Genomic DNA, 20,875 nt, shown 5'->3' on the forward strand with positions numbered 1-20,875 from the left:
GGTGTGCGGGTGTGCGGGTGTGCGGGTGTGCGGGTGTGCGGGTGTGCGGGTGTGCGGGTGTGCGGGTGTGCGGGTGTGCGGGTGTGCGGGTGTGCGGGTGTGCGTGTGTGTGGGCGTGCGGGCGTGCGTGTCGGATGAGGTGGGGATGCGCGGCTAGGTGGTGCGGAGTGGACGACCCCGGGACGCGCGCGAGCCCCCGGTCCCGCGCGGGGACCGGGGGCTCGCGAATTGCGTCGGGTCAGCCGGCCTGCTCGGCGAGCTGGAGGAACTGTCGCTTGGAGGCGAGGGCCTGCTCGGCCTCCTTGATGCGCCGGGCGTCCCCGGCACTCTGCGCCCGGGACAGCCGCTCTTCGGCCTCCGCCACCTGGGCCCGCATCTGGGCGAGCAGCGGGTTGTCCTCCTTGGTGGTACGCCGCCACGCGGAGTCCATCACCTCGCGGACCTTGTCGTCGATGACGCGCAACCGGCGCTCCAGGCCGGCGGCGGCCTCGCGGGGCACCCGGCCGGCCTCGTGCCACTGTGCCTGGATCTCGCGCAGCTTGGCCTGGGCGCCCTTGGGGTCGGCGTCGATGTCCAGGGCCTCGGCCTCGGCCAGCAGGGCCTGCTTACGCTCCAGGTTGCCGCGCTGCTCGTTGTCCCGTGCCGAGAAGACCTCGCTGCGCCGGCTGAAGAAGGCGTCCTGGGCGGCCCGGAACCGTTCCCAGAGCTTCTGCTCGGCCTCCTTGGAGGCGCGGGGCGCGGCCTTCCACTGGGTCATCAGCTCCTTGAGCTGGTTGGCCGTGGCGGCCCACTCGGTGGATTCCTTGATCTTTTCGGCCTCGGCGACCAGCTCTTCCTTGACGGTCTGCGCCTGCTTGCGCTGCGCGTCCAAAGAGGCGAAGTGGGCGCCACGGCGCCGGGTGAAGCCGTCCCGCGCGGCGGCGAAGCGCTTCCACAGCTCGCCGTCGGCCTTCTTGTCGACCCCGCGAATGGTCTTCCACTCGTCGAGGATCTCCTTGAGGCGGTCACCGGCCGTCTTCCAACCGGTCGACTCCGCGGCGAGCTTCTCGGCCTCCTCGACCAGGGCGGTCTTGCGGGCCAGGGCCTCACCGCGGGCGGCGTCCCGGGCGGCGCGCGCCTCGGTGGCCTTCTCCTCGGCGAGGGTCGCCAGCTTGTCCAGTCGGGCGGTCAGGGCGTCGATGTCGCCGACCACGTGGGCCTCCGGCAGCGTGGCGCGGATCCGCCGGATCGTGCTCAACGAGTGCCCGGCGTCCGCCGCGCCCGAGTTGAGCCGCGCTTCGGTCAGATCCACCTCGGTGACCAGGTCGGCGAAGCGGCGCGCGAAGTGCGCGAGCCCTTCCTCCGGCGCTCCTGCCTGCCAGGATCCGACCACCCGCTCGCCCTCGGCGGTCTTGACGTAAACGGTGCCGTCCGCGTCCACCCGTCCGAAGGCAGTCCAGTCGCTCATGTGCCCATCCTCGTTCTCCCGGCGTCGAGGGAGCAGTCCCCCGTCGCCGCCACGGCGCAGCCAAGTTGCTTCCGGCATTGTCACAGGTCCGACCCGGTCCGCGTCGAGCGCCTATCGCCGACCGTGACCATACGGTGTCCTAGGGCCTGATTGACCGGATCGCGGCGGAGACGCACCGGGGATTCCCGCTACGGTGAACGGGTGCCACTGGTCGCCGCCGCCGTCTGCCCACATCCGCCCCTGCTCGTGCCCGAAGTGGCCGGTGCCGCCGCCAGCGAACTGGACGACCTGCGGTCGGCCTGCGATCTCGCCGTCGGCCGGCTGCTGGCGACCGGCCCGGAGGTGGTGGTGCTGCTCGGCGTCGGCCCGGTGACCGGCCCGGTCCAACCCCCGGCAACCGGCTCGCTCCAGCCGTGGGGGGTCGACCTGGACGTGCCCCTGGTCCCCGGCCAGCCGGGCCGCGGCGCCGTGCTGCCGTTGAGCCTGACCATCGGCGCGTGGCTGCTGGCCCGGCATGCGCCGACGACGGCCGGGCAGGCGACCGCGACGCGGGTGACGGCCGGGCCCGAGACCGCAGCGCAGGTGACCGCCGTTCAGGTGGCCGCCGACGCCGGGCCGGTCGAGGTGGCCGCGCTCGGCGCCCAGGTCGCCGCCGCCGGCGACCGGGTGGCGCTGCTGGTGCTCGGTGACGGGTCGGCCTGCCGGGGCCAGCAGGCTCCCGGGTACGACGACCAGCGCGCTCTCCCGTACGACAAAGGGGTCGCCACGGCCCTGGCCGAGGCGGACCTGGACGCCCTGCGCGACCTGGACCCCGGTCTGTCGGCGCAGTTGAAGGTCGCCGGCCGGGCGGCGTGGCAGGTGCTCGCCGACGCGGCCCGCGTCGGCGGCGGCGGGTGGCGCGGCGAGTTGCTGCACGAGTCGGCGCCCTACGGGGTGGCCTACTTCGTGGCGTCCTGGGAGCGGATGTGACAGTCGTCGCGGTGGTGGGGCCGACGGCGGCGGGCAAGTCGGCGCTGAGCATCGCGCTCGCGCACGCCCTCGACGGTGAGGTGGTCAACGCCGACTCGATGCAGCTCTACCGGGGCATGGAAATCGGCACCGCGAAGCTGACCGTCGACGAGCGGGACGGCGTGCCGCACCACCTGCTCGACATCTGGGAGGTGACCGAGCCGGCCAGCGTCGCGGAGTACCAGCGGCTGGCCCGTGCGGCGGTGGACGACATCCTGTCCCGGGGGCGGGTGCCGCTGCTGGTGGGTGGCTCGGGGCTGTACGTGCGGGCGGTGCTGGAACGCTTCGAGTTCCCGGGCACCGACGCGGCGCTGCGGGAACGGCTGGAACGCGAGTTGGCCGAGGTCGGGCCGGCGCCGCTGTACGCCCGGCTGCGTGCCGTCGACCCGGTGGCCGCCGAGGGCATCCTGCCGGGCAACGGCCGGCGGATCGTCCGGGCGTTGGAGGTGATCGAGCTGACCGGCGCGCCGTTCGCCGCGTCGCTGCCGCAGCCCACCCCGTACTACCCGTCGGTGCAGCTCGGCGTCGACCTCGACACCGGCCTGCTGGACGAGCGGATCGCGCTGCGGGTGGACCGGATGTGGGCCGACGGGCTGGTCGACGAGACCCGCGAGCTGGTCGGCCGGGGCCTGGCCGAGGGGCGGACGGCGAGCCGGGCGCTCGGCTACCAGCAGGTGTTGCGCCTGCTCGACGGCGAGCTGACCGAGGAAGAGGCGCACGACGAGACGGTCCGGGCCACCCGGCGGTTCGTCCGCCGGCAGCGGTCCTGGTTCCGGCGTGACCCCCGCATCCAGTGGCTCGACTCGGCCGCGCCGGACCTGATCGAGGCCGCCCTGCACCTGGTGCCGGCTGCTGCGCGATGATGGGATCGTGGAGTTCACCAAGGGGCACGGCACCGGCAACGACTTCGTCCTCCTGCCCGACCCGGACGGTCAGCTCGACCTGACCCCGGAGCTGGTCGCGGCGCTCTGCGACCGGCGTCGCGGCATCGGCGCGGACGGCGTACTGCGGGTGGTCCGCGCGGCCAAGCATCCTGACGGCGCCGGCCAGGCCGGCGAGGCCGAGTGGTTCATGGACTACTGGAACGCGGACGGCTCGTTCGCCGAGATGTGCGGCAACGGCGCCCGGGTCTTCGTGCGCTACCTGCTCGACACCGGGCTCGCCACGCCCGTCGGCGCGGCGTTGCCGGTGGCCACCCGCGCCGGCGTCGTGCGCGCGCTGGTCGAGGGCGGCGCGGTCTCCGTCGAGATGCGCAGACCCCGGATGTACGACGAGTCGGCCGCCACCCTGGGTGGTCTGACCCTGTCCGGCACGGTCGTGGACGTCGGCAACCCGCATCTGGTGTGCGTCCTGCCCGGTGGCGTGGAGTTGTCCGCGCTGGACCTGACCGTCGCGCCCGAGTTCGACCCGGCGGTCTTCCCGGCCGGCGTGAACGTCGAGTTGATCGTGCCGGGCGACCCGGTCGGCGACACCGACGGGCACAGCCTCATGCGGGTGTACGAGCGCGGCAGCGCCGAGACCCTGTCCTGCGGCACCGGCGCCTGCGCGGTGGCGGCCGTGGTCCTGCGTGACGCCGGCCGGGACACCGGTGTGGTGGCGGTGGACGTCCCCGGCGGCCGCCTGACCGTAACGGTCACCAAGGACTCCTGCTGGCTCTCCGGCCCCGCAATCCTGGTAGCAACCGGCCAGGTAACCCTCCCCACCCCAACCCCCTAACCCCCCAACCCCCCAACCCCCCCTGCCTCCGGGCCCTTCGCACGTGTTGATCAAGAGGTTCGCGTCAAGACTCGCACCGATTCTGACGCGAACCTCTTGATCACCGGGGAAGTCGAAGCGGGGCCGGGCGGGGGAGGGGGCTAGGTGGGGGTTTAGGGGGTGGCGCTGGCGGTGGCGGCGATTTCGGGGAGGTCCGCCGGGCCGGGGTCGGCGGCCGGGAGCGGGCTGGGGTTGTGCGCGGCGGCGCGGACGGCGGCGGCGACCGCCGGGGCCACCCGGGAGTCGAAGACGCTCGGCACGATCACCGTCGGGTTGATCTTTTCCTCGCCGACCACGTCGGCGATGGCCCGCGCCGCGGCGATCGCCATCTCCTCGGTGAACTCCTCGGCGTGCGCGTCCAACATGCCGCGGAACACCCCGGGGAAGGCGAGCACGTTGTTGATCTGGTTCGGCTGGTCCGAGCGGCCGGTGGCGACCACCGCGGCGTGCTTGCGCGCCTCCCGCGGGTCGACCTCCGGGTCGGGGTTGGCCAGCGCGAAGACGATCGCGTCCTTCGCCATGCCGGCGATGTCGTCGCCGGTGAGCAGGTTCGGGGCGCTGACCCCGATGAACACGTCGGCGCCCCGGATCGCCCCGGGCAGGTCGCCCGAGTAGTTCTCCTTGTTGGTGTTCTCCGCCAGCCACTGCCAGGCCGGGTTGAGGTCGGTCAGGCCGCGGTGCAGGGCGCCCTGGCGGTCGTACGCGATGATGTCGCCGACGCCCTGACGCAGCAGCAGCTTCATGATCGCGGTGCCGGCCGCGCCCGCGCCGGAGACGACCACCCGGACGTCCGAGAGCTGCTTGCCCACGACGCGCAGCGCGTTGGTCAGCGCGGCCAGCACGCAGATCGCGGTGCCGTGCTGGTCGTCGTGGAAGACCGGAATGTCCAGCGCCTCGCGCAGCCGGGCCTCGATCTCGAAGCAGCGCGGCGCGGCGATGTCCTCCAGGTTGATCCCGCCGTACGCGGGCGCGATCGCCTTGACGATCTGCACGATCTCGTCGGTGTCCTGGGTGTCCAGCACCACCGGCCAGGCGTCGACCCCGCCGAAGCGCTTGAACAGCGCGGCCTTGCCCTCCATCACCGGCAGCGAGGCGGCGGGGCCCAGGTTGCCCAGGCCGAGCACCGCCGAGCCGTCGCTGACCACCGCGACGGTGTTGCGCTTGATGGTCAGCCGCCGGGCGTCCGCCGGGTTCTCGGCGATCGCCATGCAGACCCGGGCCACCCCCGGGGTGTACGCGCGGGACAGCTCGTCACGGTTGCGCAGGGCGACCTTCGAGGTCACCTCGATCTTGCCGCCGAGGTGCAGGAGGAACGTCCGGTCGGACACCTTGCGCACGTCCACGCCGTCCAGCGTCCGGAGCGCGTCGACCACCTGGTCGGCGTGCTTGGCGTCGGCGGTATCGCAGGTCAGGTCGACGATCACGTGGGTCGGGTCCGAGTCCACCACGTCCAGCGCCGTGACGATCGCTCCGGCTTCGCCGACGGAGGTGGTGAGCCGACCGATCGAGGATGCGTCCGCGGTCACGGCGATCCGGATGGTGATCGAAAATCCGGCGCTCGGCAGTCGGGTGATGGCCACGGGATCCCTCCGTCACGGCTGTGCGGCCGGTCGGCCGCCGCCTGAGCATTTCTACCGGGTTGTGGAGGTCGACTGGTATTCGCCCCCGCTTTTGGCGACCTCCAGCACGGGCATATAGCAGGTGCGCTGGGCGTTGTGACGTGTCAGGATTACGTTCTACTTATCAAAACGGACAGGAGAACCGCTTGCGAGACCAGGAGAACTTCGTCCCCGTCGAGGACGAGTTCGACGATGTCACCACCGGCGAGCTGGACCTGTCGGAGCGGCAGTCTCTCCGGCGCGTCCCAGGCCTCTCCACCGAGCTCAGCGACGTCACCGAGGTGGAATACCGCCAGCTGCGGCTGGAGCGGGTGGTCCTGGTGGGCGTCTGGACCGAGGGCACGGTGACCGACGCGGAGAATTCCCTGACCGAGCTGGCCGCGCTCGCCGAGACGGCGGGCTCGCAGGTGCTCGAAGGGCTGATCCAGCGTCGTACGCGACCCGACCCGGCCACCTACATCGGTCGCGGCAAGGTCGACGACCTCGGCGCGGTGGTGCTCTCCACCGGCGCCGACACGGTCATCTGTGACGGCGAGTTGTCCCCGTCGCAGCTGCGCAACCTGGAGCAGCGCACCAAGGTCAAGGTCGTCGACCGCACGGCGCTGATCCTCGACATCTTCGCCCAGCACGCCAAGAGCAAGGAAGGTAAGGCGCAGGTCGAGCTGGCCCAGCTCGAATACCTGCTGCCCCGACTGCGCGGTTGGGGTGAGACGCTGTCCCGCCAGACCGGTGGTTCCGGTCGCGGCGGCGGCGCCGGCGGCGGTGTGGGTGTCCGTGGTCCCGGTGAGACCAAGCTGGAGACCGACCGGCGGCGCATCCGGCACCGCATCTCCCGGCTGCGTCGCGAGATCAAGAGCATGAAGACGGTACGCGTCACCAAGCGTGCCCGTCGTACCCGCAACTCGGTGCCCGCCGTGGCCATCGCCGGCTACACCAACGCCGGCAAGTCCAGCCTGCTCAACCGACTGACCGGCGCGGGCGTCCTGGTGGAGAACGCGCTGTTCGCCACGCTGGACCCGACGACCCGCAAGGCCACCGCCTCGGACGGGCGGCTCTACACGCTCTCCGACACGGTCGGCTTCGTACGGCACCTGCCGCACCAGATCGTCGAGGCGTTCCGCTCGACGCTGGAGGAGGTCGCGGAGGCCGATCTGGTGGTGCACGTCGTCGACGGCACCCATCCGGATCCGGAGGAGCAGGTGCGGGCGGTGCACGAGGTGCTCGCCGAGGTGGGCGCGGACCGGCTCCCCGAGCTGCTGGTGGTCAACAAGACCGACGCCGCCGACGAGGACACGCTGCTGCGGCTCAAGCGCCTCTGGCCGGACGCGATCTTCGTCTCGGCGCACTCCGGTCGGGGCGTCGACGGGTTGCGCGCGGCGATCGAGGAGCGGCTTCCGCAACCCGCCGTGGAGGTGCGGGTCGTCCTGCCGTACGACCGGGGGGACCTCGTGTCCCGGGTGCACCGTTCGGGCGAGGTGCTCAGCACGTCGCACCTGGCGGAAGGCACTCTGCTGCACGTCCGGGTCAGCGCGGCGCTCGCCGCCGAGCTGGCGCCGTACGACGTGGCGCCCAAGGGCGAGGCGGTCGGCAGCCGGCCTTGAGCGGCCCCGGCGTCATCCATCGGAAACGCGCGGCATGCGACACTGGCCGAATGCGCCGCGTTGTTTCCTCGGTCACGGTTGCCCTCGGCCTGTTCGGGGCAACCGTGGCGCTGGCCGGAGTCGCCGTAGCCGCTCCCGCTCCCGTGTCATCCCAGCCGCTCGCCGCGGTCGCCGGCAAGAAGCGCTGTACGGTCACCGACGAGCGCCTGCGGGAGCTGTCCGGCCTGGTCGCGACCAAGAGCGGTTACATCGTCATCAACGACGGCACCGAGGTCGACTCGCGGAAGCGGATCTTCTTCCTCGACAGCAAGTGCAAGGTCGCCAAGGATGCGGTCCGCTACTCGGGTTCGGGGCCGTTCGACACCGAGGATCTCGCCGTCTCGCCGAAGGGCGACACCCTGTGGATCGGTGACATCGGCGACAACGCCACCAGCAAGGAGCGGCGGACGCGGATCGCGGTCTGGACGATGCCGATCGCCGGTAACAAGCAGCCGGTGCTGCACCGGCTCTCCTACCCGGAGAACAAGCCCCGTGACGCGGAGGCGCTGCTGGTGGGGGCCGACGGCCTGCCACTGATCATCACGAAGGTGGCGAAGGGCAACTCGGAGATCTTCACCCCGTCGGCGAAGCTGAACAACGGCGACACCCCGCCGGTGCCGATGAAGAAGGTCGGCGAGATCAAGCTGCCGAAGACCACCACCGAGAATCCGCTGAGCGTCTACGGGCGGCTCGCGATCACCGGCGCCGCCCGATCGCCGGATGGCACCCGCGTCGTCGTCCGTACCTACGCGGACGCCTTCGAGTACGACGTCACCAACAACGACATCGTGGGAGCGCTCACCACCGGTAAGCCACGGGTGACGGCGCTGGCCGACCCGTTCGGCGAGGCGATCTCCTACACCCCGGACGGCAAGTCCTTCGTGACGGTCTCCGACGCCGGTCAGTTCGCCGCCGACGAGCCGGTCGACATCCTGAGCTACACGCCGTCCACCAGCGCGGCCGAGCCGTTGGCGGCGACCGCGGGCGACAAGCCGGCGGCCAAGAAGTCGTGGATGGACGGGCTCAGCTTCACCGATATCACCTATCTGGTGGGCGCGGTCGGCGTACTCGGTCTGCTGCTCGTCGGCGCCGGCATCTTCGGCATCGTGCGCGCCCGCCGTCGACCGCCCGCCGCCGACGATTCGGCGGACGACGCCGACGACCGCGCTGGCACGCCCGGGGCCGACCGTGTTCCGCCGGGCGGCGGCCGACCCAACGCCGGCGTGTACGGCGGCGCAGCAGCCAGCGGCGGGGTCTACGGCGGCTCCGGCCGGGGTGGTCCCGCTCCCGCTGGCGGTGCTGTCTACGGCGGCGGAGGCGAACGCCCCAGCGGCGGGGGTGGACGTCCGGCCGGTGCCGGGGGTGGGCGTCCAGCCGGCCCGGCAGGAGGCGGTTACGGCGCTGCCCGGCCCGGTGGGGGTGGCGGCGCTCCGGCCGGCGCTCCGGCCGGCGGGGGTGTGTACGGCGGCGGCCGTGCCGGCGGTCCCGGAGGTGGCCGGCCCGGTGGCGGTGGTGGCCGGCCGGGCGGCGGTGTGTACGGCGGCGGTGGTCAGCCCGGCGGCGGTCAGCCCGGCGGTGGTCGAGCCGGTGGCGGTCGGGCCGAGCCGCCGCGCCGCGGTGGGCAGGAGCCGGACTACCGGGCTCAGCGGCCCGGTCGCCGACGTGACGATGACGCGCCCGTCGACCCGTACGGGCAGTATCCCGGCGGCGGTCGTGGCCCTCGGGGCGACCGCTACTGACGCGATCGGCGTCACCTGGCCGCACTGCGACGGTCCTGCCGGATTGCCCGGTCAGCAGGGGGCGAACAGTCGAGCGACGCGGGTGAGCGCCGACGGCACCCACCCGCGTGTCGGTCAGATCCGGCGGAGTACCGCGACGACCCGGCCCATGATGGTGGCGTCGTCACCGGCAATCGGGTCGAAGGCCGGGTTCTGCGGCATCAACCAGACGTGCCCGTCCCGGCGACGGTAGGTCTTGACGGTCGCCTCGCCGTCGAGCATGGCGGCCACGATCTCACCCGAGTCGGCGGTCGGCTGCTGCCGTACGACGACCCAGTCGCCGTCGCAGATCGCCGCGTCGAGCATCGAGTCGCCCTTGACCTGGAGCATGAAGACCTCGCCCTCGCCCACCAGCTCGCGGGGGAGAGGGAAGATGTCCTCCACGGCCTGTTCGGCGAGGATCGGTCCACCGGCAGCGATCCGGCCGAGCATCGGCACGTACGCCGGGGTGGGTCGTTGGGCGCGGGACAGCTCGTCGTCGATGGCTTCGCTGGGCGCGCGGACGTCCACGGCGCGCGGTCGGTTGGGGTCGCGTCGCAGGAAGCCCTTCTTTTCCAGCTCCTTGAGCTGGTAGGCGACGCTCGACGGGGACACCAGGCCGACCGCCTCGCCGATCTCCCGGACGCTCGGCGGGTAGCCGTGCCGCTCCACCCAGGTGCGGATGAACTCCAGGATGCGGCGCTGGCGAGCGGTCAGGTCGACCGTCGCCGGGTCGGGGAAGGCGCTGACCACCGGTGTGACCGGGCGCACGGCGGGCTGACCCGTCCGGCTGCGCGCGGCGGTGCGGCGTCGGGTGGCCGGCGGGCCCGCCTCGGTAATCTGCTGCGGGCTCTTCGGCCGGCTGGCCCGGTCCTCGGTCACGTCCGTCCTCCCTGGTCGGCGCTGGGTGCCTCGTCGGCTCGTGGTGCGTGCGGTTGTTCCTGACCGTATAGGTGAGATCGGTCATTTTCAAACATCTGTACGACCTCTCACCGGCGTGTCGGGGTGAAAAACCACTCTCCTCGTACGGATGTTCTGATAAATGGTACGTCGAGTAGCACGCGTGTTCGATTGTTGGCCGATTCCGGTCGCGCTCGGGGTGGGTGGCCGGTAACCCGGGCGGGGTGTCGGCGTTGGTCTCGCGGGGGGTGGACGACGCCGATGGTCCGTGACGCGCCGGACACGCCGGTCAACTTGACCCGGGTTCGTCGGCGACATACCGTCGACCCCTAGATGTAGTAGTGACACGGGCGTAAGTTGCCCACAGGTTGGGTCTGACTACCGACCGCACTCCCGTAGGGTCGATCACAGCGGGCGCCATGAGCGCATGGCACCGTTGCGGCGGCCTGTGCCCGGGTGTGTCCGGTACGACGCGATTGATCATGATTAGGGGGTCCGCGATGCGGTGTCCGTACTGCCGGCACGCCGACTCCCGGGTGGTCGACTCGCGGGAGGCCGACGACGGTCAGCTCATCCGGCGGCGGCGTTCCTGCCCGGAGTGCGGCAAGCGGTTCACCACGGTCGAGGAGGCGGTCCTCGCGGTCGTCAAGCGCAGCGGGGTGACCGAGCCGTTCAGCCGCACGAAGATCATCGGCGGGGTGCGCAAGGCGTGCCAGGGCCGGCCGGTGGACGACGACTCACTCGCGCTGCTCGCGCAGCGGGTGGAGGAGACGGTCCGGGCCAAGGGGGCCGCCGAGATCCCCAGCCACGACGTGGGCCTGGCGATCCTGGGCCCGCTGCGCGACCTGGACGAGATCGCCTACCTGCGGTTCGCCAGCGTCTACCGCTCCTTCGACTCGCTCGCCGACTTCGAGCGCGAGATCGAGACGCTGCGGGCTGCGGCGCGAGCCCGGGAGCAGGGTCGGGCCGACGCGGTCGAGGCCGCCGGCCGTACCAACTGAGACTTCACTGTTTTTCCGAGAGATCAGGACGCGCGGTGGGTGACCGCGCAGACGAGGGGGGCGACGGCGTGACAACGAGCCGTTCACGGAACAAGGCAGGCGCGGGGCTGAAGATCGAGCGCGTGTGGACGACGGAGGGGGTCCACCCGTACGACGAGGTCTCGTGGGAGCGCCGGGACGTCGTGATGACGAACTGGCGGGACGGCTCGATCAACTTCGAGCAGCGGGGCGTGGAGTTCCCGGAGTCGTGGAGCGTCAACGCGGCGAACATCGTCACCACGAAGTACTTCCGGGGCGCGGTGGGGACCCCGGAGCGGGAGTGGTCGCTCAAGCAGCTCATCGACCGGGTGGTGAGCACGTACCGCACCGCCGGCGAGGAGTACGGCTACTTCGCCAGCCCGGCCGACGCCGAGATCTTCGCGCACGAGCTGACCTGGATGCTGCTGCACCAGGTGTTCAGCTTCAACTCGCCGGTCTGGTTCAACGTCGGTACGCCGTCGCCGCAGCAGGTCAGCGCCTGCTTCATCCTGGCCGTCGACGACTCGATGGACTCCATCCTCGACTGGTACAAGGAGGAGGGGCTGATCTTCAAGGGCGGCTCCGGCTCCGGCGTCAACCTGTCGCGCATCCGCTCGTCCCGTGAGCTGCTCTCCTCCGGCGGCAACGCCTCCGGCCCGGTCAGCTTCATGCGTGGCGCGGACGCCTCGGCCGGCACCATCAAGTCCGGCGGTGCCACCCGGCGCGCGGCCAAGATGGTCATCCTCGACGTGGACCACCCGGACATCCAGGAGTTCGTGGTCACCAAGGCGCGCGAGGAGGACAAGATCCGCGCGCTGCGCGACGCCGGGTTCGACATGGACCTCGGCGGCTCCGACATCGTCAGCGTGCAGTACCAGAACGCCAACAACTCGGTCCGGGTCTCCGACGAGTTCATGTCGGCGGTCGAGAACGGCAAGGGTTTCGACCTGCGCGGTCGGCTGGACGGCGCGACGATCGAGACCGTCGATGCCAAGAACCTCTTCCGTGCCATCTCCCAGGCCGCCTGGGAGTGCGCCGACCCGGGCCTGCAGTACGACGACACGATCAACGACTGGCACACCTGCCCGGAGACCGGGCGGATCACCGCGTCGAACCCGTGCTCGGAGTACCTGCACCTGGACAACTCCTCGTGCAACCTGGCTTCGCTCAACCTGATGAAGTTCCTCCGCGCCGACGGTGGCTTCGAGGTGGAGAAGTTCGTCAAGTCCGTCGAGTTCGTCATCACCGCGATGGACATCTCGATCTGCTTCGCCGACTTCCCGACGGAGAAGATCGGCGAGACGTCGCGGGCCTACCGGCAGCTCGGCATCGGCTACGCCAACCTCGGCGCCCTGCTGATGGCCACCGGTCTGCCGTACGACTCGGAGCAGGGCCGCTCGGTCGCCGCCGCGATCACGTCCCTGATGACCGGTACCGCGTACCGGCGCTCGGCCGAGCTGGCCGGGGTCGTCGGCGCGTACGACGGCTACGCCCGTAACGCCGAGCCGCACAAGCGGGTCATGCGCAAGCACGCCGCCGCCAATGACGAGATCAAGCCGACCAGCCCGGTGGCGACCGCGATCGTCCGCGAGGCGACCAAGCAGTGGACCCAGGGCAACAAGATCGGTGACAAGAACGGTTGGCGTAACGCGCAGGCCAGCGTCCTCGCCCCGACCGGCACGATCGGCTTCATGATGGACTGCGACACGACCGGCGTGGAGCCGGACCTGGCGCTGGTCAAGTTCAAGAAGTTGGTCGGCGGCGGCTCGATGCAGATCGTCAACCAGACCGTGCCGCGCGCCCTGCGCAGCCTCGGCTACCCCGAGGAGCAGGTCGAGGCGATCGTCGAGCACATCGCCGATCACGGCCACGTGGTGGACGCCCCCGGCCTGAAGCCGGAGCACTACCCGGTCTTCGACTGCGCGATGGGTGAGCGGACCATCGCCCCGATGGGCCACGTGCGGATGATGGCGGCCATCCAGCCGTTCGTCTCCGGCGCCATCTCCAAGACGGTCAACATGCCGGAGGCGGCCACCGTCGAGGACGTTGAGAAGATCTACTTCGAGGGCTGGAAGCTCGGCCTCAAGGCCCTGGCGATCTACCGGGACAACTGCAAGGTCGGCCAGCCGCTGTCGGTGGCCAAGAAGAACAAGGCCACCGAGCCGGCCGCCGTCGAGACCACGACCGCCGCGCCGGCCGCGGTGGAGAAGGTCATCGAGTACCGGCCGGTGCGCAAGCGCCTGCCGAAGAAGCGCCCGTCCGAGACGGTCAGCTTCTCCGTCGGTGGTGCCGAGGGTTACCTGACCGCGTCGTCCTACCCGGACGACGGCCTCGGCGAGGTCTTCCTCAAGATGTCCAAGCAGGGCTCGACCCTGGCCGGCGTGATGGACGCCTTCTCGGTGGCCATCAGCATCGGCCTGCAGTACGGCGTGCCGCTGGAGACGTTCGTCAGCAAGTTCACCAACATGCGCTTCGAGCCGGCCGGTATGACCGACGACCCGGACGTGCGGATGGCGGCCTCGGTGATGGACTACATCTTCCGTCGCCTGGCGCTGGACTTCCTGCCCTACGAGCGCCGCGCCGAGCTGGGCATCTTCACCGCCGGTGAGCGGGCCGCCCAGTTGCGGGCCGAGGCCGACGCGGAGGCCGCCGCCGTCACCGGTGCGGATCTCACCGCGATGGCGTCCTCCGCGCCGGTGGAGGCTCCGGCCAAGACCGAGGCCGTCGCCCAGCCGGCCCAGGAGATGGCCGACGTGGCCGCCGCCAAGCCGGTGACGAGCGTGGGTTCCAGCACCGAGCTGCTGGAGGCCGTGATCGGCAAGGCCGCCGACGCGCCGCTCTGCTTCACCTGCGGTACGAAGATGCGCCCCGCCGGTAGCTGCTACGTCTGCGAGGGCTGCGGCTCCACCAGCGGCTGCAGCTGACGTACGCCCCAGCGCTGCCCCGGCCTCCTTGGTGGAGGTCGGGGCAGCGCTGTTTGCGAGGCTCAGTTCCGGTTCGGGAGATGTCCGCGAAGTTGGGCGTTGTCAGCCGAATTCGATCTCCACCAGAGGGCTTCCGGCGATCCAGCCTTCCAAGCTTCCGGCCCAGTCCAGGGTCGGGACGATCTCGCCGAGCACGAGTGCCCGCTCGTCCGGGTCGGTCACGGGACGCCCTCGCACCTGCACCTCCAGGCCGGCCAGATGCAGCGTGAACTCGGGATGCGCGAGTACGTTGGCGTACCAGTCACGCGCCCCCGGGCTCCCCGTGAGCCAGTAGCGGCCGCCGGCTTGATAGCGCCATATCTCCGTCCTTCTCGGCTGACCTCTCCGCCGCCCGGTCGTCGTGATGTCCACAGTGCGCTGCTGCTCCAGCGCCTGTCGCGTCTCGTTCAGCACCGTCATGCACCCATGCTCGGACCTTGAGCGAACTTGAGGTCAAGGCGGTGGGCACGGAGGTTGGTTGCCAGCCGGGGAGATGCGAGCCGGCAGTTACGGGCCAACGGCGCGACAGTCGAGTCGGTGATCTGTGCGATCGACCGCGAGCAGGGCGGGCGGGAGAATCTGGCCGCCGATGGGTTGCGGTTGCGCGCCGCCCTGACCCGTCGCGATCTGGAACTCGCCCTGCCGGGCTGAGTGGCCTGACAAGCCGGCTGCGTGAGCCAGTTCCTGCTCAGAACACCGGCACGATCATCTGATGCTGACCAGTCGCAGCAGCTCGGCCACGACTGGTCAGCATCAAGGGATCATGCCGAGGGGCGCTGCCCGCGCGCCGTCCATCGCGCCCGCCACGGCAGACGGCACAACGCCGACCACCACACCGGTCGCCACCGCGGCGAACGCCCAGCTCGTCCACTGTCTGCGCACTGGCTCCACTCCCCGGATCCGCTGCTGCCGGCCGTGCCTGGCGACCGTCCACCCAGCCTGGTGAGCCGGGCGCGGTGGCGGCTGAACGGGTCGTGGAATCCGGGCGCATGATCGTGGAATGTGCCCCGACCGACCCGACGGGGGTCAGGGCTGGGCGAACAGCGGACCGTAGTTCGAGCGGAACATCTGCTCACCGAGGCGGCGCATCACCAGGTCGCGCAGCGCCGGCGGGAGGCCGGTGGCCTTGTCCCGGCGGTGGGTCTGGCTGAGCACCCAGTTGGTGCGGGGGCGTCGCCGCGCCTCGTACCCCCGTAGCGCCTCGGGGAGGGAGTCGGCGGCGGCCAGCGACGAGGCGAGCACGACCGCGTCCTCCAGCGCCATCGCCGCGCCCTGGGCCATGTTCGGCGAGGTGGCGTGGGCGGCGTCGCCGATCAGCAGCACCGGCCCGCGGGTCCAGGAGTCGAGGACGACCTCCTGGTTCGGGCCGGCGTGCAGGGTGCTGTCGTCGTGGTCGAGGGCCTTGAGCATGGTCGCCGCCGGCTCGGTGAACGACGCGGCCACGTCGTCGCGCCAGCCCGGCCGGTCGGCCACCGGGCCGTCGTTGTAGTAGCAGTACGTGTGCTCGGCGCTGATCGGGATGGTCATGAACTGCCGGCCCCGCCCCAGCTGCACCGACCAGAACGGCTCGTCGTCGATCCGGGGAGCGACCCAGCGGTACGCGTACTGGCCCAGGTCGCGGGCCGCCTGACCGGCGAAGGCGAGCCGGCGCACCGTCGAGTGCACCCCGTCCGCGCCGATCACCAGGTCGTACCGTCCGGTGCTGCCGTCGTCGAACTCGACGGCGACCCGGTCGCCCTCCGGGTCGAGCGCGACCGGGTGGCGACCCCAGCGGATCGGGGCGTCTCCGACGCCGGCCGCCAGGGCCCGGTGCAGTCGCGCCCTCGGCAGCGACACGCACGGGCCGACGCCCTGCCACAGCGCGGTCACGTCGATGTCGAAGAGGCGACGTCCCTGCTGGTTGGCGCTGCGCTGCCGGGTGATCTCCACGGCGACGTCGGCGACCGGCTCGCGCAGCCCGAGGACGTCGAGCATGCGGGTCGCGTTGCCGGTGAGGTAGATGCCGGTGCCGGAGTCGGTCGGCCCGGGTGCCCGCTCGACCACGTCGACCGTCGCGCCCCACGGACGCAACGCGGCGACCGTCGCCAGCCCGGCGATGCCCCCGCCGACGATGAGTACCCGGACATTGTCACCCCGCACGACGTGTTCCCTTCCGCTGCGCCGGCCGGCTGAGCTGCTGCTCAGCGGTTTGGCCGCGGCAGCACTCTAGAAGGTGGGTGAGCCAGCGCACGGGTCCGGGGGCTGAATTTCCGGCCAATGGGCTGCGACGATCAGGGCATGACAACCGCCGAGGCGTACGTCGAGTTCGCCCGCCGCGAGGCGTACGGGGTCTCACCCACGTACGAGCGGCTGTCGTACGCCGTCGCCGACGACCACGCCCTGCTCGCCCTGCTCGACGGGCTCCCGCCCGCCAAGCGCCAGCCGAACCTGCTGTACGGCGTGGTCCGCTGGCTGGGCGGCCCGGTCGACGACCCGACCGCGTTCCACGACTACGTGCTGGCCCACTGGCCGGCAATCGACACCGAGCTGAAGCGCAGGGCCACCCAGACGAACGAGGCGGGCCGGTGCGCGGTGCTGCTGCCGGTGCTCGCCGCGCTGCCGCAGCCCCTCGCCCTGCTGGAGGTCGGCGCGTCGGCCGGGCTGTGCCTCTACCCCGACCGGTACGCCTACCGGTACGGCGAGCACGAGGTCGGCGACGGCGGGCCCGTCCTGGAGTGCGCGGCCAGCGGGTTGGTGCCGCCTGGGCGCGTACCCCAGGTGGTGTGGCGAGCCGGCCTCGACCTGAACCCGCTCGACGTGCGCGACCCCGACGACGTGTCCTGGTTGGACGCCCTGATCTGGCCGGAGCACGCGCACCGGCGGGCCCGGCTGCGCGCGGCGGCGGCGGTCGCCGCCGCCGACCCGCCGCTGCTGGTCCGGGGCGACCTGGTGGACGACCTGCCGGCACTGGCGGCCCGCGCGCCGGCCGACGCGACGCTCGTGGTCTTCCACACGTCCGTGCTCTATCAGGTGCCCGCCGCGCGCCGGGACGCGTTCGTGCGGCTGGTCGGTGAGCTGCCAGGGCACTGGATCGCGAACGAGGCCCCGGAGGTGCTGCCCCACGAGGGGCTACCCGACTCGCCGAACGCGGCGTTGCACAACGTCCTCGCGCTGGACGGCAAGCCGTTGGCCTGGACCCGGGGCCATGGTCAGGCGATGACCTGGTTCGGCTGAGACCGAGCCTCCACCGGCATCCGGACGCGCAGCGCTCGGACGAACCAGCCCACGGCCGGCGCGACCGCGCCCCCACCCGACCAGCCGTTGATCACCGACAGCAGGTCGAGGTAGCGGTCCCGGCGGGGGTCGTTGGCCAGGACCAGCCGGTCCAGCATCCGTCGGCGCAGGTCGGCGTCGTCGGCGAGGCCGTGCAGGCGGGCGTACCGGCCGGTGACCGCCGCGACCACCGGATCGGCCTCGGGCCCAGCCGGATCGAGACCGGCGGCCAGGGCAGCCGCCACCCCGTCCCGGACCAGGGCGACGGCGTCCGGGCGAGGGAGGCCGGGCACCTCGTTGTCGGCGGCGTGCTGACGGGCGAGCCGCCGCATGCTCGTCCGGAAGGTCGGGTCGCGGCACAGCTCGGCCAGCTCCAGCCAGGCCTGCACCTGCTCGGCCGTGGGGTCGTCGGGCAGCTCCGGCGTCATCGAGACGAGCACACCCGGGTACATCGGCGGATCGCCGGGAAAGACGCTGTCCAGGAAGTCGTCCACCAGGTGCGCCCGTTCGTGGGCGGTGAGCTGGGCCAACCGGCGCAGGTCGTCGACCTCCGCCGGGCCGGCCCCGCGCCGTGCGGCGACGGTCAGCACCGCCTGGCGCAGTCGTAACACGTGGATCTGCGCCGCCAAGGCCTGCGCGTGGGTGGCCGCCACCTCGCGCAGGGGCGCCTCGCGGTCCACCACCCGACGGATCGCGGCCAGATCGACGCCCAGGTCACGCAACGTCCGGACGAGTTCCAGCCGGGCGACCGCCTCGGCGTCGAACAGGCGATAGCCGGCGGAGCTCCGGTCGGTCGGCGGGACGATCCCGCTGTCGGCGTAGTAGCGGATGGTCTTGACGCTCAGGCCGGTGCGCCGGGCCAGGTCGCCGATCGTGTACCGCTCATCACCGCTCATGCCACCACCCTCGCGTCTCCCCCCGGTGGAGACTCAAGCAGACTGGCCCGGTGAGCGGAGAGCGACGACCCCTGGCCGGCCGACCGCTCACCGAGCCGCACCCGTCCCGCCTGCCGCCCGAGCACCCCGACCGGGCCCGGATCCTCGCCGCGCACGACGCCGCGCTGGCCGCCGGAGAGGCCGGTTACCCCGATCCGGCGACGGGTCTGTTCGTGCTCAGCGCCGGCTTCCTGGCCCGTCGTGGCACGTGCTGCGGACGGGGTTGCCGGCACTGCCCGTACGTGGACGATCCACCCTCGGAATGAGGACTTCCGCCGGACCCGGACACCCCGTACGGTTTCCGACGGACATCCGGCGGGCCCCTTCCGCCGTCGGTCGGCGAGAGGGTGGAACGTGCGCGGGCGGATCGTGGTCGCCGGGCTGGCGGGCCTGCTGGTGAGCGGCTGTGCCGCCGAGGCCGGGCCGGTGGCGGTGCCACCACCGGCGCCGGTGGCCCTGGACGTGGCGGCGGCCTCGTCGGGCGGGGCGTGCCGGCTGCTGGACTTCGCGGTGATCGAAGAGATCGTCAAGGTGCGCTTCGACGTGGCGGCGGCCAGCGAGCGGAACGACACCCACACCTGCGTGGTCCGGGCCGAGCGCGCGGCGCTGCCGGAGCTGACGCTCAGCGTGTCCGAGACCAGCATCGACAAGACCACCTTCGGCGCGGACGTGGTGCCCGACAAGGCGACGAAGGTCACCGGCCTGGGTCAGCAGGCGTACCGGCGGACGGCCGCCGCGAGCGGCGGGCACGGGCCGGTCGCCGAGGTCGGTTGGCTGGCCACCGACGGCCGACTCGCCACCCTGACCTGGACCGGCGCCCGGGGCGAGCGCACTGCTGCGGACAAGCTGGCCGCTGAGCTGATCGCCGTGGCCAAGAAGGTCGACACTCGGGCGCTGTGACCGCCCGAGTCCCGGTCAGCTGGCGGCGACGAAGACCCGGGAGGCGACCTCGCGGGGCAGCCGTACCCGGTCACCGGAGCGGTCGATCGACACCCCGTCGCGCTCCTGGGCCACGGTCACCGTGGCGCCCGGGTCGACGCCCGCGGCGTGCAGTTGGCGCAGCACGTCGGAGTCGGTCTGCACGCTCTCGCAGATCCGGCGGACCACGACCGGCCCGGACAGCCCGGGGAACGCCAGGTTGCGCTCGCCCTCGCCGGCCTCGCTGGCCGGGGCCCCGGGGGAGCCCAGCTCCTCCAGACCCGGGATCGGGTTGCCGTACGGCGAGCGGGTCGGCCGGTTGAGCAGGTCGTACACCCGCTTCTCGACGGCGTCGCTCATCACGTGCTCCCAGCGGCAGGCCTCCTCGTGGGCCTCCTCGTAGGGCATCCCGATGACGTTGACGAGCAGCAGCTCGGCGAGGCGGTGCTTGCGCATCACGGCCACGGCGGTGCCCCGGCCGAGCGCGGTGAGCGTCAGGTGCCGGTCGCCCTCGACGGTGAGCAGGCCGTCGCGCTCCATCCGGGCCACGGTCTGGCTGACGGTGGGGCCGCTCTGCTTGAGGCGCTCGGCGATCCGGGCGCGCAGCGGCGGCACTCCCTCCTCCTCCAGCTCGAGGATGGTGCGCAGGTACATCTCGGTCGTGTCGACCAGATCGTGAGACTTCATAAGGTAAGCGGCCCTCCGATGCACGATGCTACCCTGCCGCGCGCCGAGCGACCGCTGCCGAATCGCACCGTGCTGACCCGGATGGTGTTGGATGGTCGCCATGTCCGGTACCGAGGAGCTGCTCGTCGAGGTGGACCGGCTCGCCGCCGAACTCGACCACGCCGACCCGCCCACCCTGCTCGACGTCCGCTGGCGGCTCACCGGCCCGCCCGGCCACGACGACTACCTGGCCGGCCACCTGCCCGGCGCGGTCTTCGTCGACCTGGACACCGCGCTGTGCGGGCCGCCCGGCGTCGGCGGCCGGCACCCGCTGCCCGACCCGGGCGCGCTGCGGGGGGCGCTGCGGGCCGCCGGCGTCCGTTCCGGTCACCCCGTGGTGGTGTACGACGGCGGCGACGGCCTGGCCGCCGCCCGCGCCTGGTGGACGTTGCGGTGGGTCGGGCACCGGCCGGTGCGCCTGCTGCACGGGGGCCTCCCGGCCTGGGTCGCCGCCGGCCGACCGGTCTCCACCGAAGCGCCCACCCCGCGCCCCGGCGACGTCGAGGTGCGCCCCGGTGCGCTCCCGGTGCTCGACGCCGGGCAGGCCGCCGCCCTGGCCTGCGCCGACGACGCCGTGCTGCTCGACGTGCGGGCGGCGCCGCGCTTCCGGGGCGAGGTCGAACCGATCGATCCGGTCGCCGGTCACGTGCCCGGCGCGGCGAACCTGCCCGCCGGCGAGTACGTGGGCGCCGACGGGCGCTTCCCGGCCGCCGAGGTGCTGCGGGACCGGTTCGCCGCCGTCGGCGTCCAGGGGGCGCGGGAGGTCGGGGCGTACTGCGGTTCCGGTGTCACCGCCGCGCAGGCGGTTCTCGCGCTGCACCTGGCCGGCCGGCCGGACGCCGCGCTGTACGTCGGGTCGTGGAGCAACTGGGTCGCCGACGCGTCCCGGCCGGTCGCCACCGGGCCGACACCAGAGCGCTGACCAGCGCGTGCGAC

At 72.1% G+C, this 20,875-nt stretch carries 19 protein-coding genes; 11 read left to right on the top strand and 8 right to left on the bottom strand.

Annotation, left to right across the window (positions count from 1 at the left end; all coding sequences use genetic code 11):
* Positions 1–238: 238 nt before the first annotated feature.
* Positions 239–1,447: a DUF349 domain-containing protein gene (locus ACIBTX_RS13535; protein WP_357122632.1), complete on the bottom strand. Its 1,209-nt coding sequence runs from the start codon at positions 1,445–1,447 to the stop codon at positions 239–241.
* A 201-nt stretch (positions 1,448–1,648) separates the two neighbouring features.
* Between ACIBTX_RS13535 and ACIBTX_RS13540 the strand changes: the two genes are divergently transcribed.
* The 3 genes from ACIBTX_RS13540 to dapF are packed head-to-tail and all read left to right on the top strand — an operon-like array spanning position 1,649 to position 4,171.
* Complete coding sequence (locus tag ACIBTX_RS13540) at positions 1,649–2,416, top strand: hypothetical protein (protein WP_396832513.1); 768 nt, start codon at positions 1,649–1,651, stop codon at positions 2,414–2,416.
* A complete protein-coding gene (gene miaA / locus ACIBTX_RS13545) occupies positions 2,299–3,318 on the top strand; it encodes a tRNA (adenosine(37)-N6)-dimethylallyltransferase MiaA (protein WP_396832514.1) in 1,020 nt (339 codons plus the stop codon). The genes ACIBTX_RS13540 and miaA overlap by 118 nt, the downstream gene beginning before the upstream one ends.
* 7 nt (positions 3,319–3,325) lie before the next feature.
* Positions 3,326–4,171, top strand: a complete 846-nt coding sequence (dapF, locus tag ACIBTX_RS13550; RefSeq protein ID WP_357398688.1) for a diaminopimelate epimerase — start codon at positions 3,326–3,328, stop codon at positions 4,169–4,171.
* Positions 4,172–4,323: 152 nt separating this feature from the next.
* Here dapF and ACIBTX_RS13555 read toward each other — a convergent pair whose 3' ends face one another.
* Entirely contained in the window at positions 4,324–5,790 is a 1,467-nt protein-coding gene (locus ACIBTX_RS13555) for an NAD-dependent malic enzyme (protein ID WP_357393627.1), read from the bottom strand.
* 185 nt (positions 5,791–5,975) lie between these two features.
* On the opposite strand from ACIBTX_RS13555, the gene hflX reads away from it, so the two are divergent.
* Positions 5,976–7,430, top strand: coding sequence for a GTPase HflX (gene hflX, locus ACIBTX_RS13560; protein ID WP_396832515.1), 1,455 nt, complete (start codon positions 5,976–5,978; stop codon positions 7,428–7,430).
* A gap of 50 nt (positions 7,431–7,480) precedes the next feature.
* Complete coding sequence (locus ACIBTX_RS13565) at positions 7,481–9,208, top strand: hypothetical protein (protein ID WP_396832516.1); 1,728 nt, start codon at positions 7,481–7,483, stop codon at positions 9,206–9,208.
* Positions 9,209–9,322: 114 nt separating this feature from the next.
* Here ACIBTX_RS13565 and lexA read toward each other — a convergent pair whose 3' ends face one another.
* Positions 9,323–10,108 (bottom strand): transcriptional repressor LexA, encoded by a 786-nt coding sequence (lexA, locus tag ACIBTX_RS13570; protein ID WP_355053253.1) that lies wholly within the window; start codon positions 10,106–10,108, stop codon positions 9,323–9,325.
* Between the two features lie 518 nt (positions 10,109–10,626).
* On the opposite strand from lexA, the gene nrdR reads away from it, so the two are divergent.
* Both nrdR and ACIBTX_RS13580 read left to right on the top strand, forming a co-directional pair.
* A complete protein-coding gene (gene nrdR, locus ACIBTX_RS13575) occupies positions 10,627–11,127 on the top strand; it encodes a transcriptional regulator NrdR (RefSeq protein WP_355053254.1) in 501 nt (166 codons plus the stop codon).
* 35 nt (positions 11,128–11,162) lie between these two features.
* On the top strand, positions 11,163–14,069 hold the full coding sequence (locus ACIBTX_RS13580) for a vitamin B12-dependent ribonucleotide reductase (RefSeq protein ID WP_357122652.1): 2,907 nt from the start codon (positions 11,163–11,165) through the stop codon (positions 14,067–14,069).
* A 102-nt stretch (positions 14,070–14,171) separates the two neighbouring features.
* On the opposite strand, the gene ACIBTX_RS13585 is transcribed toward ACIBTX_RS13580, so the two are convergent.
* The 3 genes from ACIBTX_RS13585 to ACIBTX_RS13595 all read right to left on the bottom strand — a co-directional run bounded on the left by ACIBTX_RS13585 (position 14,172) and on the right by ACIBTX_RS13595 (position 16,247).
* On the bottom strand, positions 14,172–14,528 hold the full coding sequence (locus ACIBTX_RS13585; protein WP_357122655.1) for a nitroreductase family deazaflavin-dependent oxidoreductase: 357 nt from the start codon (positions 14,526–14,528) through the stop codon (positions 14,172–14,174).
* Positions 14,529–14,861: 333 nt separating this feature from the next.
* The gene (locus ACIBTX_RS13590; RefSeq protein WP_357122658.1) at positions 14,862–14,990 is read right to left on the bottom strand and encodes a hypothetical protein; all 129 of its coding nucleotides are present in this window, start codon (positions 14,988–14,990) and stop codon (positions 14,862–14,864) included.
* 144 nt (positions 14,991–15,134) lie between these two features.
* On the bottom strand, positions 15,135–16,247 hold the full coding sequence (locus ACIBTX_RS13595) for an FAD-dependent monooxygenase (RefSeq protein WP_396832517.1): 1,113 nt from the start codon (positions 16,245–16,247) through the stop codon (positions 15,135–15,137).
* 138 nt (positions 16,248–16,385) lie between these two features.
* Between ACIBTX_RS13595 and ACIBTX_RS13600 the strand changes: the two genes are divergently transcribed.
* Positions 16,386–17,321, top strand: a complete 936-nt coding sequence (locus tag ACIBTX_RS13600; RefSeq protein WP_357122664.1) for a DUF2332 domain-containing protein — start codon at positions 16,386–16,388, stop codon at positions 17,319–17,321.
* Here the strand turns inward: ACIBTX_RS13600 and ACIBTX_RS13605 are convergent.
* Entirely contained in the window at positions 17,297–18,256 is a 960-nt protein-coding gene (locus ACIBTX_RS13605; protein ID WP_396832518.1) for a MerR family transcriptional regulator, read from the bottom strand. The two genes, ACIBTX_RS13600 and ACIBTX_RS13605, sit on opposite strands and share 25 nt — an antisense overlap.
* A gap of 50 nt (positions 18,257–18,306) precedes the next feature.
* On the opposite strand from ACIBTX_RS13605, the gene ACIBTX_RS13610 reads away from it, so the two are divergent.
* Positions 18,307–18,561, top strand: coding sequence for a DUF5522 domain-containing protein (locus ACIBTX_RS13610; RefSeq protein WP_357122670.1), 255 nt, complete (start codon positions 18,307–18,309; stop codon positions 18,559–18,561).
* Positions 18,562–18,649: 88 nt separating this feature from the next.
* A complete protein-coding gene (locus tag ACIBTX_RS13615) occupies positions 18,650–19,195 on the top strand; it encodes a hypothetical protein (protein WP_357122672.1) in 546 nt (181 codons plus the stop codon).
* A gap of 15 nt (positions 19,196–19,210) precedes the next feature.
* Here ACIBTX_RS13615 and ACIBTX_RS13620 read toward each other — a convergent pair whose 3' ends face one another.
* On the bottom strand, positions 19,211–19,900 hold the full coding sequence (locus ACIBTX_RS13620) for a metal-dependent transcriptional regulator (protein WP_355053263.1): 690 nt from the start codon (positions 19,898–19,900) through the stop codon (positions 19,211–19,213).
* 100 nt (positions 19,901–20,000) lie between these two features.
* Here ACIBTX_RS13620 and ACIBTX_RS13625 point away from each other — a divergent pair, with 100 nt between their 5' ends.
* On the top strand, positions 20,001–20,861 hold the full coding sequence (locus tag ACIBTX_RS13625; protein WP_396832519.1) for a sulfurtransferase: 861 nt from the start codon (positions 20,001–20,003) through the stop codon (positions 20,859–20,861).
* Positions 20,862–20,875: the final 14 nt, after the last annotated feature.

The sequence above is a fragment of the Micromonospora sp. NPDC049359 genome (genome assembly GCF_044466585.1).
Taxonomy (GTDB): domain Bacteria; phylum Actinomycetota; class Actinomycetes; order Mycobacteriales; family Micromonosporaceae; genus Micromonospora.

Bases quoted from the DNA above. Each gene is read 5' to 3' on its own strand.
- ACIBTX_RS13620 (WP_355053263.1), bottom strand. From the start codon at position 19,900: ATGAAGTCTCACGATCTGGTCGACACGACCGAGATGTACCTGCGCACC.
- ACIBTX_RS13605 (WP_396832518.1), bottom strand. From the start codon at position 18,256: ATGAGCGGTGATGAGCGGTACACGATCGGCGACCTGGCCCGGCGCACC.
- ACIBTX_RS13585 (WP_357122655.1), bottom strand. From the start codon at position 14,528: ATGACGGTGCTGAACGAGACGCGACAGGCGCTGGAGCAGCAGCGCACT.
- nrdR (WP_355053254.1), top strand. From the start codon at position 10,627: ATGCGGTGTCCGTACTGCCGGCACGCCGACTCCCGGGTGGTCGACTCG.
- ACIBTX_RS13625 (WP_396832519.1), top strand. From the start codon at position 20,001: ATGTCCGGTACCGAGGAGCTGCTCGTCGAGGTGGACCGGCTCGCCGCC.
- ACIBTX_RS13535 (WP_357122632.1), bottom strand. From the start codon at position 1,447: ATGAGCGACTGGACTGCCTTCGGACGGGTGGACGCGGACGGCACCGTT.
- ACIBTX_RS13565 (WP_396832516.1), top strand. From the start codon at position 7,481: ATGCGCCGCGTTGTTTCCTCGGTCACGGTTGCCCTCGGCCTGTTCGGG.
- ACIBTX_RS13600 (WP_357122664.1), top strand. From the start codon at position 16,386: ATGACAACCGCCGAGGCGTACGTCGAGTTCGCCCGCCGCGAGGCGTAC.